The sequence below is a fragment of the Bradyrhizobium sp. ORS 285 genome, assembly GCF_900176205.1.
Taxonomy (GTDB): domain Bacteria; phylum Pseudomonadota; class Alphaproteobacteria; order Rhizobiales; family Xanthobacteraceae; genus Bradyrhizobium.
On sequence record NZ_LT859959.1, the window covers coordinates 1,387,896 to 1,403,340 of the forward strand.

At 64.5% G+C, this 15,445-nt stretch carries 12 protein-coding genes, 1 tRNA gene and 1 pseudogene; 8 read left to right on the plus strand and 6 right to left on the minus strand.

Annotated elements, in window-relative coordinates; translation table 11 throughout:
• Positions 1–61: 61 nt before the first annotated feature.
• Positions 62–1,191: pseudogene (locus tag BRAD285_RS06140) on the plus strand (IS3 family transposase).
• A gap of 607 nt (positions 1,192–1,798) precedes the next feature.
• On the plus strand, positions 1,799–3,019 hold the full coding sequence (locus BRAD285_RS06145; RefSeq protein WP_006614042.1) for a site-specific integrase: 1,221 nt from the start codon (positions 1,799–1,801) through the stop codon (positions 3,017–3,019).
• A 14-nt stretch (positions 3,020–3,033) separates the two neighbouring features.
• On the opposite strand, the gene BRAD285_RS06150 is transcribed toward BRAD285_RS06145, so the two are convergent.
• The 5 genes from BRAD285_RS06150 to mobA all read right to left on the minus strand — a co-directional run bounded on the left by BRAD285_RS06150 (position 3,034) and on the right by mobA (position 6,958).
• Positions 3,034–3,109 (minus strand) — tRNA-Ile (locus BRAD285_RS06150).
• Between the two features lie 195 nt (positions 3,110–3,304).
• Positions 3,305–4,270 (minus strand): tripartite tricarboxylate transporter substrate binding protein, encoded by a 966-nt coding sequence (locus BRAD285_RS06155; RefSeq protein ID WP_006614041.1) that lies wholly within the window; start codon positions 4,268–4,270, stop codon positions 3,305–3,307.
• Positions 4,271–4,340: 70 nt separating this feature from the next.
• The gene (locus BRAD285_RS06160) at positions 4,341–5,552 is read right to left on the minus strand and encodes an ABC transporter substrate-binding protein (RefSeq protein ID WP_006614040.1); all 1,212 of its coding nucleotides are present in this window, start codon (positions 5,550–5,552) and stop codon (positions 4,341–4,343) included.
• A gap of 182 nt (positions 5,553–5,734) precedes the next feature.
• A complete protein-coding gene (locus tag BRAD285_RS06165; RefSeq protein WP_006614039.1) occupies positions 5,735–6,325 on the minus strand; it encodes a cation transporter in 591 nt (196 codons plus the stop codon).
• A 9-nt stretch (positions 6,326–6,334) separates the two neighbouring features.
• Positions 6,335–6,958 (minus strand): molybdenum cofactor guanylyltransferase MobA, encoded by a 624-nt coding sequence (gene mobA / locus BRAD285_RS06170; RefSeq protein WP_035647980.1) that lies wholly within the window; start codon positions 6,956–6,958, stop codon positions 6,335–6,337.
• A gap of 196 nt (positions 6,959–7,154) precedes the next feature.
• Between mobA and mobB the strand changes: the two genes are divergently transcribed.
• From mobB to BRAD285_RS06185, 3 genes are all read left to right on the plus strand, one after another.
• Positions 7,155–7,700: a molybdopterin-guanine dinucleotide biosynthesis protein B gene (gene mobB, locus BRAD285_RS06175; RefSeq protein ID WP_006614037.1), complete on the plus strand. Its 546-nt coding sequence runs from the start codon at positions 7,155–7,157 to the stop codon at positions 7,698–7,700.
• A gap of 112 nt (positions 7,701–7,812) precedes the next feature.
• Complete coding sequence (locus tag BRAD285_RS06180) at positions 7,813–8,052, plus strand: sulfurtransferase TusA family protein (protein WP_006614036.1); 240 nt, start codon at positions 7,813–7,815, stop codon at positions 8,050–8,052.
• 726 nt (positions 8,053–8,778) lie between these two features.
• Positions 8,779–10,434: an OFA family MFS transporter gene (locus BRAD285_RS06185; RefSeq protein ID WP_006614035.1), complete on the plus strand. Its 1,656-nt coding sequence runs from the start codon at positions 8,779–8,781 to the stop codon at positions 10,432–10,434.
• A gap of 102 nt (positions 10,435–10,536) precedes the next feature.
• Here the strand turns inward: BRAD285_RS06185 and BRAD285_RS06190 are convergent, their stop codons facing one another.
• Positions 10,537–10,980 (minus strand): hypothetical protein, encoded by a 444-nt coding sequence (locus BRAD285_RS06190; RefSeq protein ID WP_006614034.1) that lies wholly within the window; start codon positions 10,978–10,980, stop codon positions 10,537–10,539.
• A 438-nt stretch (positions 10,981–11,418) separates the two neighbouring features.
• Between BRAD285_RS06190 and BRAD285_RS06195 the strand changes: the two genes are divergently transcribed.
• The 3 genes from BRAD285_RS06195 to kdpB are packed head-to-tail and all read left to right on the plus strand — an operon-like array spanning position 11,419 to position 15,380.
• A complete protein-coding gene (locus BRAD285_RS06195; RefSeq protein ID WP_006614032.1) occupies positions 11,419–11,508 on the plus strand; it encodes a K(+)-transporting ATPase subunit F in 90 nt (29 codons plus the stop codon).
• Positions 11,509–11,542: 34 nt separating this feature from the next.
• A complete protein-coding gene (gene kdpA, locus BRAD285_RS06200) occupies positions 11,543–13,246 on the plus strand; it encodes a potassium-transporting ATPase subunit KdpA (RefSeq protein ID WP_006614031.1) in 1,704 nt (567 codons plus the stop codon).
• A gap of 16 nt (positions 13,247–13,262) precedes the next feature.
• On the plus strand, positions 13,263–15,380 hold the full coding sequence (kdpB, locus tag BRAD285_RS06205; protein WP_006614030.1) for a potassium-transporting ATPase subunit KdpB: 2,118 nt from the start codon (positions 13,263–13,265) through the stop codon (positions 15,378–15,380).
• Positions 15,381–15,445 lie beyond the last annotated feature (65 nt).

Below are 15,445 nucleotides of genomic sequence, written 5' to 3' on the forward strand. Positions count from 1 at the left end.
CTTGCCCCCAAGGGCTTAATCCAGTTTGAAGTTCGTTCTGGCCCCTAGAGAGGACCAGAGCATGAAGCGCAGCCGCTTTAGGGAAGAGCAGATCATCGGGATTTTGAAGGAGCACGAGGCTGGCGTTGCGGTCGCCGATCTGTGCCGCAAGCATGGCGTGAGCGACGCCAGCATTTACAAGTGGAAGGCCAAATTCGGCGGAACGGACGTCTCGGAGGTCAAGCGGCTGAAGACGCTGGAGGACGAGAACACGCGGCTGCTGGCGGACGCGATGCTGGACAATGCAGCCCTGAAGGACCTCCTGGGACAGAAGTGGTGACGCCCGCGGCGAAGCGGAAGGCTGTCGTACATCTCGTGGCGTTCACGGGATGAGCGAACGGCGGGCGTGTAAAGCCGTCGGCTGTTGCCGCATGACGGTCAGATATCAGACGAGCCGGACCGATGATGCCGGGCTGCGGCAGCGCATGAGGGCGATCGCCTACGAGCGCCGCCGCTTCGGCTATCGTCGCCTGCACGTCCTGCTCAAGCGGGAGGCCTACCTGGTCAATCACAAGAGGCTGTTCCGGCTGTACCGGGAGGAACGGCTCACGGTGCGCCGCAGAGGTTAGCGAATGATCGCTGGTCGCTCGACTTCATGTCGGATCAGATGACCGATGGCCGGCGCTTCCGCATCCTGACCGTGGTCGACGACTGCACCCGCGAGTGCCTGGCGCTGGTGGCCGACACCTCACTCTCGGGCACCCGGGTCGCTCGGTAGCAGGACCGGCTGGTCGCCGAGCGCGGCAAGCCCAGGATGATGGTGAGCGACAACGGTAGCGAGCTCACCAGCAAGACCATTCTGAGATGGACCGATCAGAGCCGTGTCGCCTAGCACTACATCGCGCCGGGCAAACCCATGCAGAACGCCTTCTTCGAGAGCTTCAACGGCCGCCTGCGGGATGAACTGCTGAACGAGACCCTTGTCACCTCGTTCGCCAGGCCCGCGTCGCGCACCGATGCTGGCGGGCCGACTATAACGACGCTCAGCCGCACTCGCAACTCGGGTGGAAGACGCCATCCGAGTTGGCTGCCACCTGCCATCCGCGTCGGGATCTGGCGCTGCGCTATGTCGAGAGCTCCGCTCCAGCTCCCGCCGCTACTACCCCCCATATGGGCATATCCAACCGCCCGAACGAACTCAGGTCTGAATAAAACTTGAGGGCACGGTCAAATCGCGCTGCCTAGTATTGACGAGCAAAACTGCATCTTCCTACAGGGGGATGACAACGTGCGTCTGCTTACGGCCGAGTGGTGAAGAGAGCCCGATGCAATCCTAGGCCATTGGACATCGGATGAACTTCTCGACGACTCATTCAAAACACGCATGGAAATAGCAGCCTTCACCTTCAACAAGGAAAAGTTCATCCTTGGGTAGTGCTATTGGGGGCTCGCCTAGCGCAGGACGAGCACCGGAGCCTGACGCCTCTCTGCCTCGCGATACTGCACGTCTATTCAATTGTACGAGAAGATAGCCAATCCTGCGATCGAAGGTAGCGTAGCTTTACCTCTAAAGGGCCGCAGGCCACATGGTCAGGTCTTTATCGAAAGCACCCTTAGCGTTGATGACAAATCGAGCACATCCTGAAATTGCGCCGGATACTCCGCTGCGGCTTGCCGATGCCGTAAAGATCGTATTTCCTATGGGAGGGATGACGGTCTCAGGCCTGCGCAGGGAAATCCGCAGAAAAAGGCTCACCGTCGAGGTTATGGCCGGGAAGCAGTTCACGACGCTGGCCGCAATCGAGGAGATGCGACGGTTATGCCGCGTACATGCAAAGGACCTCGGCTCTGGAAGCGGCCAGTCCGCCGCAAAGATGGGAGGTTCGTTGCCGCCTCCGTCTGGATTATCAAGGACGGCGGCAAGCATATCGCCACGGGATGCCTTGCGGAGCCGTTTGGAAAAGGACCGCCGGCCGAAGCCGAGCGAGCTTTAGCGGCGTATATTTCCGACAAGTACAAGCCGCCTAGAAAGACGCGCGATGTGGACGTGATTGACATCGCCGACGTGTTGTCGATCTATCATCAGGACAGCCGCGGTCGGCAAGCTTCACCCGAAAAATTCGATGGGCGGATCGAACGGCTGAACGACTTCTTCGGCGGCAAAATATTGGGCGAGATCAATTCTGCGCTTTGCGCCGCTTATGTAAAGGCGCGCGGCAATTCCGGCGGCGCGCGGCGCGATCTAGAGGATTTGCGAGCGGCGATCGGGCATCATGCCCGTGAGAACCTTCACCATGCGATGATCCATGTGACGTTGCCGGAGAAGGGGGGACCGCGGGAGCGCTGGCTGACTCGCGAAGAAGCTGCGCGACTACTTTGGACCTGCTGGCGCGCCCGCGAGGCACAGACCATTCATCGCGGCCTTTTGAAGGGCCAGAAGATCGAGACGGACAAGCGGCCGCTACGTCATATCGCCCGTTTCCTTCTGATCGGCTTGTACACCGGTACACGCGCTGGGGCCATCGCGTCGGCTTCGCCCGAGCGCAAGGACGGCCGGTCATTTGTCGATTTAGATCGGGGGATCTTCTATCGCCTTGCCCAGGGAAAGCGAGCGACCAACAAGCGGCAGCCTCCGGTACCGATACCAGGACGACTTTTGGCGCACATGAGGCGCTGGGCACGAAGCGGCGGCGTACGTTCGCACTTCGTTGAATGGAACGGCCAGCCGGTAAAATCCGTCAAAACCGGATTTGCGACTGCGGTGCGGCTATCAGGGCTGTCGCTCAGGGACGGGAATATCTCGCCGCACACTCTGCGCCACACGGCAGCGACGTGGCTTATGCAGCGGCGCGCCGACCCCTGGCAGGCCTCTGGGTTTCTCGGAATGTCCGTTAAGGTGCTGCTCGACACATATGGCCATCACCATCCGGATTACATGCGCGAGGCCGCAGCTGCGATTACTTCAAAAGAAGCAAAGCAGAACTCATCGGTGGTTGAAACGGTGGTTGACCTAGAGAAGCATCTGGAGGTCAAGTCGTAAGTCACTGAAATCGCTGGTGGGCCCGGCAGGACTCGAACCTGCAACCAGACCGTTATGAGCGGCCGGCTCTAACCATTGAGCTACAGGCCCCGCGGCACGGAGGGATCTTTCGGGGCGGGCGGGACGGGCCTGCCCGCGGCGACCCGGGAGATCCAGCGGCGGTGCGGGCTTCGTTTACAGCCCTTGCGCCGATCCGGCAATGCCGCTGCTGGATCGATTTGCGGCGTTGGCGGGCTGCCGCCGGGCCGCGCCAGATCTGGGCGCGGCGGCTCGGACCGTTGCGCGCTAGTCCACCGAGACCCCGGCGAACTCGACCACCTTGCGCCACTTCTCGGTCTCGTCGGCGACGAGCTTGCCGAATTCGGCCGGCGTCATCGCGCGGGGGATGCCGCCTGTCTCGGTGAGTCGGGCCACCAGCTTGGGGTCCTTGAGCGCCTCGCCGACGGCCTTGTTGAGCAGCTCCACGATCTCGGGCGGCGTGCCCTTCGGCGCGGAGATGCCGTAGAAGCCGACCGATTCGTAGCCCGGCACGGTCTCGGCGATCGCCGGCACATCAGGCACCGTCGGCCAGCGCTGCGGCGAGGTCACGCCGAGCGCACGGACGCTGCCGCCGCGCGCCTGCTCCAGGGCCGTCGGCAGGTTGTCGAAGATCAGCTGCACCTTGTTGGAGATGATGTCGGGGAAGGCCAGCGCCGAGCCGCGATAGGGCACGTGCAGCATGTCGCACTTGGTCATCGCCTTGAACAGCTCGGCCGCCATGTGCACCGAGGTGCCGTTGCCGGACGAGGCGAAAGCGATCTTGCCGGGATTGGCCTGGCAGTAGTCGATGAACTCCTTCACCGTCTTCGCTGGAACATCGTTGCTGACCACCAGCATGTTGGTGAGCTGCATGATGCTGGCGACCGGCACCGTGTCGCGGATGAAATCATAAGGCAGCTTCTTGTACAGCGAGGTGCTGATCGCGTTGTTCGGCGCGACGAACAACAGCGTGTAGCCGTCAGGCGGCGCGTTGATCGCGGCGGCGGCGGCGATGTTGCCGCCCGAGCCGGTGCGGTTCTCGACCACCACCTGCTGGCCGAGACGGTCCGACAGCCATTGCGCCATGATGCGGGCGACGATGTCGACGGGGCCGCCCGGAGCGAAGCCGATCAGCCAGCGGATCGGGCGGTCCGGATAGGCGGCCGCGGCCGGCTGTGCCGCAAGTCCCGTGGCAACGATCAGTCCGAACAGCAATGCACGCGCCAGCTTCATGTCCGCTTTCCCCCGGGATGTGTTTCGTTGGCAGGCCGCGTGCGCGGGCCGCTGGTCGATCAGTGCGCCGTCACTTCTTGATCAGCGGGCAGGCGGGATCCGGCGGGCCGAACGCGTCCTCGCCTTTGATCGTCGCGAGGATCTTATAGTAGTCCCACGGATATTTGCTCTCCTCCGGTGACTTGACCTGCGCCAGCACGAGGTCGTGCACCATCAGATTGTCGGCGCGGAGCTTGCCGTTGCGGGCGAAGAAATCCTCGACCGGCGTCTCGCGCATCTTGGCGGCCACCGCGAGCGGATCGTCGCTTCCCGCGGCCTTGACGGCGTTGAGATAATGCGTGACGGCGGAGTAGACGCCGGCCTGCCACATCGTCGGCATCCGATTCATCTTGGCGAAATAGCGCTTCGACCATTCCCGCGTCTTGTCGTCCATGTCCCAGTAGAACGAGGTCGTCAGCAGCAGGCCCTGCGCGGCGGGCAGGCCGAGCGAATGGATGTCGGTGATCAGCGCGAGCAGCGCCGCCATCTGCTGGCCACCCTTGAGCAGGCCGAACTCGGCGGCCGTCTTGATCTCGTTCATGTTGTTGGGGGGACCGGCGGCAATGCCGATGATCTTGGCCTTGGAGGCCTGGGCCTGCAGGATGAAGGAGGAGAGATCCGGCGTCGCAAACGGCGGCCGGACCGCGCCAACCACCTTGCCGCCATTGGCGGTGACGACGCTCGAGGCGTCGCGCTCCAGCGAGTGGCCAAAGGCGTAGTCGTCGGTGATGAAGAACCAGCTGTCGCCGCCGCGCTTGACGACCTCCTTCGCCGTGCCGGTGGCCAGCGCCTTGGTGTCGAACACCCATTGCATCGCGTAGGGCGAGCAGAACTTGCCATGGAAATCGGCAGCACCCGTCGACTGGGTGATGAACAGCCTCTTCTTCTCGGTCGCGATGGTCTGCACCGCGAGGCCGACGGCAGAGACGGGGACATCGACGATGAGATCGACCTGCTCGGTGTCGTACCAGCGCCGTGCGATCGCGGCGCCAATGTCGGGCTTGAGCTGATGGTCGCCGACGATGACGCTGATCGGCTTGTCCAGCACCTTGCCGCCGAAATCATCCACCGCCATCTGCGCCGCGGTGACCGAGCCCTGTCCGGTCGGCGTCGAGGCCGGACCGTTCATGTCGCTGAGCACGCCGATCTTGACGACGTTGTCAGAGATCTCGGCCTGCGCGGCGGTGGTGACCAGCAGCGCTGCGGCCGCCCACGCGGCGGTCCTCAAGGAGCTCAGTTGCAATCCGTCCTCCACCGATGCCGGCATGACGCCGTTGTTCGTCGCGGCTCTGCCGGCCGCTCCGCCTATCTGCAATCAATCCGAGGCGGCCGTCAATCACGCCTCGCAGCGGAGCAGTGGAGCGATCACTTGCGCTGCACCGCCACAGGCGCCTCGCAGCGCGAGAGCGACGCAGGTGCCGCGGCTCAGGCCTTGGCCGCCTTGTGCTCTTCATGCGCGGCCTCCCACACCTCGCGCGCCGCGTCCGCATTCATCAGCGCGATGCCGACGCCGACGATCAGGTCCGGCCAGATCGAGCGCCAGACGAAGGCGGTCACGAGACCGGCCGCGATGATCGCGACGTTGGCGAAGGCGTCGTTGCGCGCCGAGAGGAACGCGGCCTTGGTGAGGCTGCCCTGATGATCCCTGACCCGAGCCAGGATCAGCGCGCAGCCGAGATTGACGACCAGCGCGCCGAGGCCGGTGATGGTGAGCGGCAGCGGCGCCGGCACGGCCGGCGTGAAGAACTTCTCGCCTGCGGTCCACAGCCCCGCGAGCGCCGGTGCGAGCAGGATCAGCGCCAGCACCTTGCCGAGCTGCGCGCGACGTGTCGGGCTCCAGCGCAGCGCCAGCGCGATCAGCAGATTGACCGAGGCATCCTCGAGGAAATCAACGCTGTCGGCGAACAGCGACACCGAGCCGATCGCCAAGGCCACCGCGAACTCGATGCCGAAATAGCCGAGATTGAGGGCTGCCACCGCAATGACCGCGCGGCGGACCGGGGCTGTCGTATCCATTACGCATCCTCACTCATCCAGCGCTGCCAGCCGTTCCGCCTCGGCGAGATCCTCGGCGGTGTTGGCGTTGAAGAACGGATCGAACGGGACGACCGGCCATGTCACGGTCGCGACCTTGTAACGCGCCGTGAAGCGGGTGACCTTCCGGATGTCCTCGCCCGTCAGGGCGCGGCGGAGGTCGTCGCGAAGGGCGACGGGCCAGAGGCCGGTCACGGGATGGGTCTGGCCGTCCGATGCCGCCAGCGCGAGCTCGGCCTGATCCGCCTCGCGCGCCTCGGCAAGCCGTGCCACCAGATCGCGCGGCAGAAACGGGCAATCGGTGGCGACGCTCAGCATCCACTGTGCCGACGGCCGATGCGCTGCAACCCAGTCGAGCCCGGCCAGGATGCCGGCCAGGGGACCTGGAAATCCCTCGACGGTGTCGGGCACGACAGTGAGGCCATAATCCGCGAACCGTGCGGGATCGCCATTGGCATTGAGGATCAGCGCGTCGCATTGCGGCTGCAGCCGCGCGATCACGCGCGACAGCAGCGTGCGGCCGCCGATCATCCGCATCGGCTTGTCCCCGCCACCGATGCGCCGGGCGAGGCCGCCGGCGAGGAGGACCCCTGGAATCGAAGTCGTGGCTGTCATCGTCGGTTGCGTTATCACGCATCGCAGCGTCGCGTCAGCGCATTCCCTGTGATGATCCACGATTTGGAGATGATCGCTGGAGAGGCTGGCGCGTCCCCCGCGGCTCCCTGAACGGTGGTCCATGCAGGCATGACATCTCCGTTCAGCCGTTATAGAGCAGTCGAAAATCGCTCGGTCGTTCGACCTGGAGACTGTGATGAAGATCATCGGCCTCGCCGGCTGGAGCGGCGCCGGCAAGACTACGCTGCTCACGCGGCTCATTCCGCACCTCAACGCGCAGGGGCTGCGCGTGTCCGTGATCAAGCACGCCCACCACCGGTTCGACGTCGATACCCCGGGCAAGGATTCCTGGCGGCACCGCGAGGCTGGAGCAGCCGAGGTCCTGGTCGCCTCCGGCACCCGCTGGGCCTTGATGCATGAATTGCGCGGCGCGCCGGAGCCTCCGCTGACCGATCTCCTCGCGCGGCTGTCGCCGGTCGATCTCGTCGTCATCGAAGGCTACAAGGCCGGCCCGCATCACAGGATCGAGGTGCATCGCGCGGCCAACGGCAAGCCGCTGCTCTTTCCTGCCGATCCCGGCATCATTGCGATCGCCAGTGACGTCCCAGTCGAGGGGGCTCTGCCGCGCGCCCATCTCGACGACATTCCCGCCATCGCTGCGTTGGCCCGCGAGCATGCCGTGCCGCTCGCGGAAATCGTGGCGCTGCAGGATCGGGCGGGAATCGAAAGATGGAACTCCTGAGAAAAGCACGGAACCGCCGGGAACCGGCGTCGTTCCCGATCTGGAACTCGGGCTCGGAGCCGGTCGAATTAACCGGGTTGACGTGCCCTGGCCACTTCGCCATGGTCCGCCCATGAGCATCACAAGGCTGGATCTGACGGGCTTGAAGTGTCCGCTGCCGGCACTGAAGACGCGCAAGGCGCTGCAGTCGCTGAGGCCGGGCGAGCGCCTGGAAGTCTGCTGCACCGATCCGCTGGCCGCGATCGACATTCCCAACTTGATTCGTGAAACCGGCGATCGAGTGGAGATCGTCGACCGCAGCGATCGCGCCATCTTGTTCTTGATCGAGAAGTCGGCGGCGCCGTTGGAATAACGATATCGATCGCGTGTTCATCACAGCACCAGGGTTGTCCAACTACGTAGTTCGTGCGCCGTCGTCAGCGCCCCCGGGGCTGTCAAGTGGCGTAACCGCTTCCTATCGTCGCATGCTCGCCGGAGGTCGCCCACAACAATGCCGCGTTCTCAGTCCAGGCTTGTGCTGATGTGCAAAGGCAAGGAGAGGTTGCTGCTGTCTTCACGATTTCGCGAGCATGTCGCGCCCCGCACGATATCAGTCGCGATGGTCAGCGCATCTCATTAGTTGATTCCGTGAGTGATGCTGAATCGTCCGAAGTAGTCGAGAACATCATGACTACAGCCGAGAGTGGCGGTGGCGTCGGTTGCACGTCGATTTTTCGTGTTTGTTAGCAACACATGCTCGCTGCAGTGCGATCAATCCACGAAGTTTGACTGATTATTACCATTTTACTATCGACATTTTGCCGTGCTTCTGCACCAATTGGGGCGCTTCCGCGGAGGTTGCGGAAGGTCAGTCATGCCCGCTGGGGAGCGGGCCAGGCGGAACCGCGGCACAAAGATGACACGGTGCATGAGACCCGGTGGGGGGTGGCATGCCCATGGAACCGTTCTTGGCGTTTGTGCGTCGCGAAAATGGTCTGGTACGTCGACAGCGGGCAGGGTGAGTAAGCGTATTGATTCTGATCAAGGGGACAGAACATGACGTCGTTGCGTTGGACGGGAGTCCGTAGGGGAGGAATGCATGGCAACCATTGAGAGCGCGGGCTCGCTCCCGACTGCGCAAGCGGGAATTTTCGATCGTGAACACACGGTGGCGAAAGCCGGGTTCAACCGTTGGCTGGTCCCGCCGGCTGCGCTGTGCATTCACCTGTGCATCGGCATGGCCTATGGCTTCTCGGTGTTCTGGCTGCCTCTGTCGCGCGCCATCGGCGTGACGCAGAGCCAGGTCTGCACCGATATGAGCCTGGTGCAGGAGCTGTTCACGACGAGCTGTGACTGGAAGGTCGCTAGCCTCGGCTGGATGTATACGCTGTTCTTCGTGCTGCTCGGCGGCTCGGCGGCGATTTGGGGCGGCTGGCTCGAGCGCGCCGGACCGCGCAAGGCCGGTGCCGTTGCAGCCTGCTGCTGGGGCGGTGGTCTCTTGATCGCAGCGCTCGGCATCTATGTGCACCAGCTCTGGATGATGTGGCTGGGCGCCGGCGTGATCGGCGGCATCGGCCTTGGCCTCGGCTATATCTCGCCAGTGTCCACGCTGGTGAAATGGTTCCCGGACCGTCGCGGCATGGCGACCGGCATGGCGATCATGGGCTTCGGCGGCGGCGCGATGATCGGTGCTCCGCTGGCCAACCTGCTGATGAACTATTTCAAGACCCCGACCTCGGTCGGCGTCTGGGAGACCTTCGTCACCATGGGCCTGATCTACTTCGTGTTCATGATGATCGGCGCTTTCGCCTATCGCGTCGCCCCGGTCGGCTGGCAGCCCGAAGGCTGGACGCCGCCGGCGGTGAAGAAGGCGATGATCTCGGAGCATCATGTGCATCTCGACAATGCGCATAAGACTCCGCAGTTCTGGCTGGTCTGGTCGGTGCTCTGCCTGAACGTGTCGGCGGGTATCGGCGTGATCGGCATGGCCTCGCCGATGCTGCAGGAGATCTTTGCCGGCAAGCTGATCGGCCTGCCGGACGTCAGCTTCAATCAGCTCGACGCGACGCAGAAGGCGGCGATCGCGGGCATCGCCGCGGGCTTCGCCGGCCTGTTGTCGCTGTTCAACATCGGCGGCCGGTTCTTCTGGGCCTCGCTCTCGGATCACATCGGCCGCAAGGCGACCTATTACTGCTTCTTCCTGATCGGCATCGTGCTCTACGCATTGGCGCCGACCTTCGCAGCCATGGGCTCCAAGCTGCTGTTCGTGGGCGCCTTCGCCATCATTCTCTCGATGTATGGCGGCGGCTTCGCCACGGTGCCGGCCTATCTCGCCGACCTGTTCGGCACCCAGTTCGTGGGCGCCATCCACGGCCGGTTGCTGACGGCCTGGGCGACTGCCGGCATCGTCGGTCCGGTCGTGGTCAACTACATCCGTGAGTTCCAGCTTGCCGCCGGCGTGCCGCGCGACCAGCTTTACAACACCACGATGTACATCCTCTGCGCCATGCTCCTGGCCGGCCTGATCTGCAACCTGCTGATCAAGCCTGTCGACGACAAGTGGAACATGAGCCCGGATGAGGTCGCGCAGTATCAGGCACAGCTCGCCAAGAACGAATCGGCGATCCAGCACGGCTCGTTCGGTATCGGCAAGGGCGGTCTCGACACCAAGGCTGCGCTGTTCTGGGCCTTCGTCGGCGTGCCGCTGGCCTGGGGCGTCTGGAAGACGCTGGAAAGCGCGGTCAAGATCTTCTGATCGCCTGGACATCAAAGCAAGCGGGAGGTGGATGCACTGCATCCACCTCTTTTTTTATGCAATCGCTGGGGACCCCGAGCCGCGTGACTGCGCTCTCGCAGCTCAGAAATTATCGCAGCAGATCAGTTCCGTGAGCATCGGCTCGGATAAGCGCTTTCCGGGTGAGGGCAGGGCGCTCTGCTCGAGACGCTCCGCCTCGACGGCAGCGTGGAGGATCGCGAGCGACAGATCGCTGTGCGTTGCCTCGGCGCACTGGTCGAGCCAGTCGGGCATGTCGCGCTGCTGTGACAGGGCGCAGTGCCATTCGCCATCATCATAGGCGAGGCGGCGCAGCGACCAGCGCGGCAGCCGCAAGGCGATCAGCTCGAGCGCGGCGTCGATCCGGGCTTCGGCACGCAGCATCTGGTCGATCCGCACCCGCCGCCGCGCGCGCGCCGACAGCGGCGACACATCATCGTCCTCGCCGAGAAGATCCGTGAGCAGCGCGGCGGCCTCCTGCGCGGCCTGTGGGGGCTGCGCGGCATCCTGGATGATCGTGAACGGCATGATGTTGCTCCGTCTCCGTGAGCGGCAACCCGACCGGGCTCGCGATCGGCAATCTGGCGGCGGAGGCCGTAGGAATGCGAGAGGGCGGGGGTGGGTAAGAAATAAGCGCCGCATAAACGCGCGGCGCCGCTGAGGCCGGCGCATAGGCGCGCAATGGCGGCGAGGGCGATCTGGGCCGCGAAAGCCGGCCGTCTTTATGGGATTCCTATAACTTTGCCGACCGCGAAGTCTCGAAAACCTATGAGGTCCGATGCCACCTGGGAGCGTGGAACGGACCGTGGCTGCCACTGCATGCTCCCGGCCGCTCCGTGGTTTGCGCGCATCTCGCGCATGAGGAGCACATCATGCTGGACCTATTGATGCTGGCGCTCGGCGCCGGCCTCTTCGCACTGGCGATCGGCTACACCTATGTCTGTGAGCGGCTGTAGGAGGCGCGCCATGATCGTCGACTATTCGCTCGCCGGCGCCGTGTCGCTCGGCCTCCTGATCTATCTCACCTACGCGCTGCTGCGGCCCGAGCGGTTCTGACCGCCCGCATCAGCAACTCCCAAGGACAATCCCCATGACCGTCATCGGCTGGATCCAGATCCTGCTTTTCTGCGCCGTCGTCGTCGCGCTCGCCAAGCCGCTCGGCTGGTACATGACGCGCGTCTTCAGCGGCGAACGTACGTTTCTCTCGCCCGTGCTGCGGCCGGTCGAATCCGCCATCTACTGGGTCGGCGGCGTCGACGAGCGTCGCGAGCAGCATTGGCTGACCTATACGGTCGCGATGCTGCTGTTTCATGTCGGCGGCTTCCTCATCATTTACGGCGTGATGCGGCTGCAGGCCGTGCTGCCGTTCAACCCCGCCGGCCAGTCCGCGGTCGCCGAGGATCTGTCGTTCAACACCGCGATCAGCTTCCTGACCAACACCAATTGGCAGAACTACGGCGGCGAGAGCACGCTTTCTTATCTCGTGCAGATGCTGGGCCTCACGCACCAGAACTTCCTGTCGGCCGCGACTGGCATCGTGCTCGCGATCGCGCTGATCCGCGGCTTCTCGCGGGCGTCCGCGCGCACCGTCGGCAATTTCTGGGTGGATGTGACACGCTGCACGCTCTACATCCTGCTGCCGCTGTGCATCGTCTACACGCTGTTCCTGGTCTGGCAGGGCATCCCGCAGACGCTCGGGCCCTATGTCGAGGCGACGACGCTGGAGGGCGCCAAGCAGACCATCGCGGTCGGGCCGGTGGCCTCGCAGGTCGCGATCAAGATGCTCGGCACCAATGGCGGCGGCTTCTTCAATGCCAACGCCGCGCATCCGTTCGAGAATCCGACAGCGCTGTCGAACTTCGTGCAGATGATCTCGATCTTCGCGCTCGGCGCCGCGCTCACCAACGTGTTTGGTCGCATGGTCGGCAACCAGCGCCAGGGCTGGGCGATCCTCGCCGTGATGGGTGTGCTGTTCATCGCCGGCGTCGCCGTGACCTATTGGGCGGAAGCGAGCGGCAGCAACGTGCTCAACGCGCTCGGGCTGACCGGCGGCAACATGGAGGGCAAGGAGGTCCGCTTCGGCATCGTCGCGTCGTCGCTGTTCGCCGTGATCACCACGGCGGCGTCCTGCGGCGCGGTCAACGCGATGCATGACAGCTTCACCGCGCTCGGCGGCATGATCCCGCTGATCAACATGCAGCTCGGCGAGATCATCATAGGCGGCGTCGGCGCCGGCCTCTACGGCATGCTGCTGTTCGTCGTGCTCGCGATCTTCGTCGCCGGCCTGATGGTCGGGCGCACGCCGGAATATGTCGGCAAGAAGATCGAGGCCCGCGAGGTCAAGATGGCGATGCTGGCGATTCTGATCCTGCCGCTGATGTATCTCGGCTGGACCGCGGTCGCCGTGGTGCTGCCGTCCGCCGTCGCCTCGATGGCCAATGCCGGTCCGCACGGCTTCACCGAGGTGCTCTACGCCTTCACCTCGGCGACCGCCAACAACGGCTCGGCTTTCGCAGGCCTCACCGGCAACACCTTCTTCTACAACCTGACGCTCGCAAGCTCGATGTTCGTCGGCCGCTTCTTCATGATCATCCCGGCGATGGCGATCGCAGGCTCGCTGGCCGAGAAGAAGTCGATCCCGCCGTCCGCCGGCACCTTGCCGACCACAGGCGGCCTGTTCGTCGGCCTGGTCGTCGGCGTCATCCTGATCATCGGCGGCCTCACCTTCTTCCCCGCTCTCGCCCTCGGTCCCATCGTCGAGCATCTCGCGATGACCGCCGGCACCGTGTTCTGATCTCGGAGCAACCTCCATGGATACCATCAAACTGCAGACGCGCTCGTCGATGTCGACGATGCTCGATGCCAAGATCGTGCTGCCGGCCATCAAGGCGGCCTTCGTCAAGCTCGATCCGCGGCTGATGATCAAGAACCCTGTGATGTTCGTGGTCGAAGTGGTCGCCGCGCTCACCACGGTCATCTTCCTGCGCGACGTCGTCACCGGCGGGGCGAATCTCGGCTTCACCTTCCAGATCATCCTCTGGCTATGGTTCACCGTGCTGTTCGCCAATTTCGCCGAGGCCGTCGCGGAAGGCCGCGGCAAGGCGCAGGCGGAGTCGCTGCGCAAGACCCGCACCGAGAGCCAGGCCAAGCTGCTGACCGGTTCTGATACGTCCGATCACAGCTACCAGCTGGTGGCCGGCACGACGCTCAAGGTCGGCGACATCGTGCTGGTCGAGGCGGGGGACACCATTCCCTCGGACGGCGAGGTGATCGAAGGCGTCGCGTCGGTCAACGAAGCCGCCATCACCGGCGAGTCCGCGCCGGTCATCCGCGAGTCCGGCGGCGACCGTTCGGCGGTGACCGGCGGCACGCAGGTGCTGTCGGACTGGATCCGCGTGCGCATCACCGCCGCGCAAGGCTCGACCTTCATCGATCGCATGATCAAGCTGGTCGAGGGCGCCGAGCGGCAGAAGACGCCGAACGAGATCGCGCTGAATATCCTGCTCGCCGGCCTCACCATCATCTTCGTGTTCGCGACCGTGACGATCCCGAGCTACGCGGCCTATGCCGGCGGCTCGATCTCGGTGGTGGTGCTGGTGGCGCTGTTCGTGACGTTGATCCCGACCACGATCGGCGCGCTGCTGTCGGCGATCGGCATCGCCGGCATGGACCGCCTGGTGCGCTTCAACGTGCTGGCGATGTCCGGCCGCGCCGTCGAGGCTGCCGGAGACGTCGACACGCTGCTGCTCGACAAGACCGGCACCATCACGCTCGGCAACCGCCAGGCGACCGCGTTCCGTCCTGTCAGGGGCGTGAGCGAGCAGGAGCTGGCCGACGCCGCGCAGCTCGCTTCTCTCGCCGATGAGACGCCGGAGGGCCGCTCGATCGTCGTGCTCGCCAAGGAGAAATACGGCATCCGCGGCCGCGACATGGCCGAGCTCGGCGCTACCTTCGTGCCGTTCACGGCGCAGACCCGCATGAGCGGCGTCGATGCCGGCGGCTCCTCGGTGCGCAAGGGCGCGGTCGACGCGATCCTCAATTACGTCAGTGGCGGCACGATGCAGGTCGCTTCGGGCAATACGATGCGCGCGATCCAGCCGATGGAGAGCGAGCTGGCCCGGGAGATCCGCGCGATTGCCGACGAGATCGCCAAGGCCGGCGGCACGCCGCTCGCGGTGGCCAAGGACGGCCGCCTGCTCGGCGTCATCCAGCTTAAGGACATCGTCAAGGGCGGCATCCGCGAGCGCTTCGCCGAGCTTCGCCGCATGGGCATCCGCACCGTCATGATCACCGGCGACAATCCGATGACTGCGGCTGCCATCGCCGCCGAGGCCGGCGTCGACGATTTCCTGGCGCAGGCGACGCCCGAGGACAAGCTCAGGCTGATCCGCGACGAGCAGGCCAAGGGCAAGCTGGTGGCGATGTGCGGCGACGGCACCAACGACGCGCCGGCGCTGGCGCAGGCCGATGTCGGCGTCGCCATGAACACCGGCACGCAGGCCGCCCGCGAGGCCGGCAACATGGTCGATCTCGACTCCAACCCGACCAAGCTGATCGAGGTGGTCGAGATCGGCAAGCAGCTCTTGATGACGCGCGGTGCGCTGACGACGTTCTCGATCGCCAACGACGTCGCAAAATACTTTGCCATCATCCCGGCGATGTTCCTGGCGTTCTACCCGCAGCTCAACGTGCTGAACGTGATGAACCTCGCCAGCCCTGAGAGTGCGATCCTGTCGGCGATCATCTTCAACGCGCTTGTCATCATCGCACTGATCCCGCTGGCGCTGAAGGGCGTCGCCTACCGCGCCATTGGCGCCGGCGCGCTGCTCGGCCGCAACCTGCTGATCTATGGCCTCGGCGGCATCATCATCCCCTTCATCGGCATCAAGGCGATCGACCTGCTCGTGACCGCCTTGCATCTGGCCTGATCACTTATCGGCGTCATTGCGAGCGAAGCGAAGCAATCCAGAGTCCCGCGCGCAGCCCTGGATTG

Excerpts from the sequence above, each read along its gene's own strand:
- BRAD285_RS06180 (WP_006614036.1), top strand. The coding sequence starts at position 7,813 with ATGAGCATCACAAGGCTGGATCTGACGGGCTTGAAGTGTCCGCTGCCG.
- BRAD285_RS06155 (WP_006614041.1), bottom strand. The coding sequence starts at position 4,270 with ATGAAGCTGGCGCGTGCATTGCTGTTCGGACTGATCGTTGCCACGGGA.
- BRAD285_RS06185 (WP_006614035.1), top strand. The coding sequence starts at position 8,779 with ATGGCAACCATTGAGAGCGCGGGCTCGCTCCCGACTGCGCAAGCGGGA.
- kdpA (WP_006614031.1), top strand. The coding sequence starts at position 11,543 with ATGACCGTCATCGGCTGGATCCAGATCCTGCTTTTCTGCGCCGTCGTC.
- mobB (WP_006614037.1), top strand. The coding sequence starts at position 7,155 with ATGAAGATCATCGGCCTCGCCGGCTGGAGCGGCGCCGGCAAGACTACG.
- BRAD285_RS06145 (WP_006614042.1), top strand. The coding sequence starts at position 1,799 with ATGCCGCGTACATGCAAAGGACCTCGGCTCTGGAAGCGGCCAGTCCGC.
- mobA (WP_035647980.1), bottom strand. The coding sequence starts at position 6,958 with ATGACAGCCACGACTTCGATTCCAGGGGTCCTCCTCGCCGGCGGCCTC.
- BRAD285_RS06190 (WP_006614034.1), bottom strand. The coding sequence starts at position 10,980 with ATGCCGTTCACGATCATCCAGGATGCCGCGCAGCCCCCACAGGCCGCG.
- kdpB (WP_006614030.1), top strand. The coding sequence starts at position 13,263 with ATGGATACCATCAAACTGCAGACGCGCTCGTCGATGTCGACGATGCTC.
- BRAD285_RS06195 (WP_006614032.1), top strand. The coding sequence starts at position 11,419 with ATGATCGTCGACTATTCGCTCGCCGGCGCCGTGTCGCTCGGCCTCCTG.
- BRAD285_RS06165 (WP_006614039.1), bottom strand. The coding sequence starts at position 6,325 with ATGGATACGACAGCCCCGGTCCGCCGCGCGGTCATTGCGGTGGCAGCC.